6 protein-coding genes are annotated in these 3,934 nt (G+C 73.8%); 5 read left to right on the forward strand and 1 reads right to left on the reverse strand.

The features are described 5' to 3' along the window. Positions 1-232 (reverse strand): hypothetical protein (locus VGR37_14870; protein HEV2148684.1); only part of this gene is annotated, 232 nt, incomplete at its 3' end. 178 nt (positions 233-410) lie between these two features. On the opposite strand from VGR37_14870, the gene VGR37_14875 reads away from it, so the two are divergent. The 5 genes from VGR37_14875 to VGR37_14895 all read left to right on the forward strand — a co-directional run bounded on the left by VGR37_14875 (position 411) and on the right by VGR37_14895 (position 3,918). Further along, positions 411-698, forward strand: a complete 288-nt coding sequence (locus tag VGR37_14875) for a FeoA family protein (protein ID HEV2148685.1) — start codon at positions 411-413, stop codon at positions 696-698. 1 nt (position 699) lies between these two features. Next, positions 700-924, forward strand: a complete 225-nt coding sequence (locus VGR37_14880) for a FeoA family protein (protein ID HEV2148686.1) — start codon at positions 700-702, stop codon at positions 922-924. Continuing rightward, on the forward strand, positions 925-3,111 hold the full coding sequence (feoB, locus tag VGR37_14885) for a ferrous iron transport protein B (protein HEV2148687.1): 2,187 nt from the start codon (positions 925-927) through the stop codon (positions 3,109-3,111). It abuts the gene before it with no gap. Between the two features lie 12 nt (positions 3,112-3,123). After that, on the forward strand, positions 3,124-3,276 hold the full coding sequence (locus VGR37_14890) for a hypothetical protein (protein HEV2148688.1): 153 nt from the start codon (positions 3,124-3,126) through the stop codon (positions 3,274-3,276). 141 nt (positions 3,277-3,417) lie between these two features. Further along, entirely contained in the window at positions 3,418-3,918 is a 501-nt protein-coding gene (locus tag VGR37_14895; GenBank protein ID HEV2148689.1) for a hypothetical protein, read from the forward strand. The last annotated feature ends 16 nt before the right edge of the window (positions 3,919-3,934 follow it).

Here is a 3,934-nt window from a genome sequence, read left to right on the forward strand (position 1 = left end):
CCCGCAGCTTGCGGCGCTCCCAGCGGCGGCCGGCGCGCAGCAGCGCCTCCGCCCCCGGGCGCGGCCCCACCATCGGCCCGCGCTCCGGGTCCGCGTTGGCGCGCGGCACCTCCGTCCCCTCCCGCTCCCCCTCCGGGACCAGGTCGTAGCGGAGCTGGCGCTCGCAGCGGAAGCGGAAGAACTGGGCGACCAGCGAGCCGGTCAGCCGCATGGTGGGACGGGGGGACTGCATCGGGAGTCGGTGCGGGTAGGGGGGAGCGCCGCCGGGCCGCGCGGGCAGAGTATCGTATCCGCTCCGCGCCGCCCCCGGCAACCCCGGACGCCACGCTTGCGCGGCCGCGCGCCACGGCCTATACTTGGGGCCGATTGAAACTCATTCTCAGCTCGTCCAGAAACCGCCGCCACGTTCGATGCTGAAGCGCCTCCTCGAGCTCGCACGACGCACCCCGGCCAGGGCCGACTCCGGCTGCGGCTCGTGCACGCTCTCCGCGTGCGCCACCGGCTGCCGCGCGGCGGTGCTCGGGATGGAGTGCGAGAGCGCCGAGGCGAGCCGGCTGCGCAGCCTGGGCCTCTTCGAGGGCGCCTGCGTGACGGTGGTGGACTCGCGGAACGGGATGCTCCTGGACGTGCGGGGCTCGCGCCTGGCGCTGGGCTCCGGGCTGGCATCCGCCATCCGGGTGCTGCCGCTGGGGTCCTGAGTTGGCGCGGAAGCTCGCGGAGCTGCGCCCCGGCGAGCGGGGACGCGTGACGGCGGTGGCAGGCGACGCGGACGCGGTCCGACGGCTGATGGACCTGGGGCTGATCCGCGGCACCACCCTCGAGGTGATCCGCACGGCACCGCTGGGCGACCCGATGGAAGTGAGGCTCCGGGGCTACATGCTGACCCTCCGGCGCGCCGAAGCAGAGCACATCACGGTGGAATAGATGGAAGTACTGGACGCCGGAAAGGTCCCGGCCCCTCCCGCACCCTCGCCCGCGCCCTCCGCGCACGGCGGGGGTGTGTCGCGTGTGGCGCTGATCGGCAACCCGAACACCGGGAAGAGCACCCTGTTCAACGCGCTGACCGGGATGCGGCAGCGCGTGGGGAACTACTCCGGGGTGACGGTGGAGCGCGTGGAGGGCCGCTACGCGGACGGCCCCGACCGGGTCGTCACGGTGATCGACCTGCCGGGGACGTACTCGCTCTCCGCGTCGTCGCCGGACGAGGAGATCGCGCTCGCCGTGCTCCTGGGCCGGGTGGAGGGCGTCCCCGCGCCGGACGCGGTGGTGGTCGTGCTGGACGCGCAGAACCTGGAGCGGAACCTGTTCCTCGCCAGCCAGGTGCTGGAGCTGGGGCTCCCCACCGTCGTGGCGCTGAACCAGGTGGACGCCGCCGAGGCCGCGGGGCTCCGCATCGACGCGGTGGAGCTGACGCTGCAGCTCGGCGCGCCGGTGGTCCCCACCGTGGCGACGCGGGGCCAGGGGCTGGACGTGCTGAAGCGCGCCGTCCGCGGCGCGCGCGGGCTCCCCCGCCCCGAGCGCCGCTTCGCGCTCCCCGGCGAGGCCGTGGAGGCGCTGGAGCCGGTCGAGGCGCGGCTCCGGGAGGCGGGCTTCACCCCCGGGGCGGCGGCGATGGAGTCGCTGCGCCTCCTGGCGGTGCCGCATGCGGAGGGTCACCTGGCGGGCGTGCCGGGGCTGGAGGAGGCGGTCGCGGAGGCCGAGGCGCGCCTGGAGGCGACCGGGATCCACGCGCGCAGCCTGGAGGCGGAGGCTCGCTACGGGTGGATCGCGGAGGTGGTGGACGCCGCCGTGCGCCGCGAGGGTGAGCGCGGCAGGACCGCCACCGACCGGATCGACGCCGTGGTGCTGCACCGCGTCTGGGGCCCGCTGATCTTCCTGGCGCTGATGGCGGTGGTGTTCCAGTCCGTCTTCTCCTGGGCGGAGCCGGTCATGGGGGCCATCGAGGGGGGCTTCGCCTCGCTCGGGGCGGCGGTGGGGGCGCTCCTCCCGGAGGGCGACCTGCGCAGCATGGTGGTGGACGGGGTCATCGCCGGGGTGGGGTCGGTGCTCGTCTTCCTCCCGCAGATCACCATCCTCTTCCTCTTCCTGGGATTCCTGGAGGACACGGGGTACATGGCGCGGGCGGCGTTCATCATGGACCGCTTCATGCGCGGCGTGGGGCTGCACGGGCGCAGCTTCATCCCCCTCCTTTCCGGCTACGCCTGCGCGGTGCCGGGAGTGATGTCCACGCGGACCATCGAGAACCGCGAGGACCGCCTGGCGACCATCATGGTGCTCCCGCTGATGAGCTGCTCGGCGCGGATCCCGGTCTACACGCTCCTGATCGGCACCTTCATCCCCTCCGTGGCCGTCGCCGGGATCTTCAACCTGCAGGGGATCACCCTGCTGGCGATGTACCTGCTGGGCACGGTGAGCGCGCTGGCGGTCGCGGCGATCTTCAAGCGCTCCCTGCTCCGCGGGCAGGTGCGCCCCATGATCATGGAGCTCCCGCCCTACCGCCTCCCCCGTCTGCGGGTGCTCCTCACCACCGTGTGGCACCGGGTGAGCATGTTCCTGCGGCGCGCGGGGACGGTGATCCTGGCCATCACCATCGTGCTGTGGGCGCTGGCGACCTACCCGAAGACGGAGCCCGCCCCCGGCCTCCCCGACGAGGTCGCGCAGGAGCAGCAGCTCGAGAACTCCGTGCTGGGGCGGATGGGGCGCGTGATCGAGCCCGCGGTGCAGCCGCTGGGGTACGACTGGAAGATCGGGGTGGCGATCCTCAGCTCGTTCGCGGCGCGCGAGGTGTTCGTCTCCAGCATGGGGACCATCTACGGCGTGGGGAGCGAGGCGGACGAGTCGTCCGTGGTCCTGCGGGACCGGCTCCTCGGGGAGCGCGACGCCGGCACGGGCGCGCTGGTGTACTCCCCGCTGGTGGCGGTGGGGCTCATGGTGTTCTACGTGTACGCGCTCATGTGCGCGAGCACGGTGGCGGTGGTGCACCGGGAGACCGGCGGGGGGCGGGAGGGCCTGAAATGGGCCTCTTTCCAGTTCGGCTACATGCTCGCGCTGGCCTACGGCGCCGCCTTCCTGGTGTACCGGGTGGGGCTCGCGCTCGGCCTGGGCGCCTGAACGGAGGCGGCGATGGACGCGCAGATCCTGCAGACGCTCGTGGTGGCCGGCAGCCTCGCCGGCGCCGCCCTGTACCTGGGCCGCCGCGCCCTCGCGGCGGTGGGAGTGGGCAAGAAGGAGAAGAAGGGCGGCTGCGGAGGTGGGTGCGGCTGCTCGCACGGGTAGCCGTTCTCCTGCCGCGGCATTGACGCCGCGCCCGCCAGCGCTAGATTTCAGGCGCCGGTCCGCCCTTCCAGACTGCGCGGGCCTCTGCCGCTCCCGCCGTATCCGCCTCCCGTCGTATCCGAAAATCGAACCGCAGCGAACATGAGACACGTCTATGCCCTCGTGGCCGGGCTCGCCCTGGCCCTTCCCGGCGCCCTCGCCGCACAGCAGCAGCCGGCGCCCCTCCTCGCGCCCGGAGCCCGGGTCCGCATCGTCGCGCCCGTGCTTTCGGCCGACAAGATCAGCGGCACGGTGGTGTCCGCGGACTCCGGCTGGGTGCACCTCCGGTCCACCGATCCGGCGTCGGAGCGGTGGATGCGCCTCTCCCTCGTGGAGTCCGCGGAGGTCAGCCTCGGCAGGAACCGGGGCGCGCGGGCGTTCCGGGGGAGCACCTGGGGCGGCTTCCTGGGGTTCGGCCTCGGGGTGATCGTCGGAGCGCAGCTCGCCAGCGAGCTCCCCACGGGGGTCGCGACCTCCGCGGCGCTCGGGGCGGTCGGCGTGGGGCTGCTGGGTGGCGGGATCGGCGCCGGGATCGGCGCGATCACCCCGCGCGAGCGCTGGCAGCCGTCCCGCTTCCCGCGGGCGGTCGTCTCTCCGCGCTGACCGCCGCCGGAACCGG

The organism is Longimicrobiaceae bacterium (genome assembly GCA_035936415.1).
Taxonomy (GTDB): Bacteria; Gemmatimonadota; Gemmatimonadetes; order Longimicrobiales; family Longimicrobiaceae; genus JAFAYN01.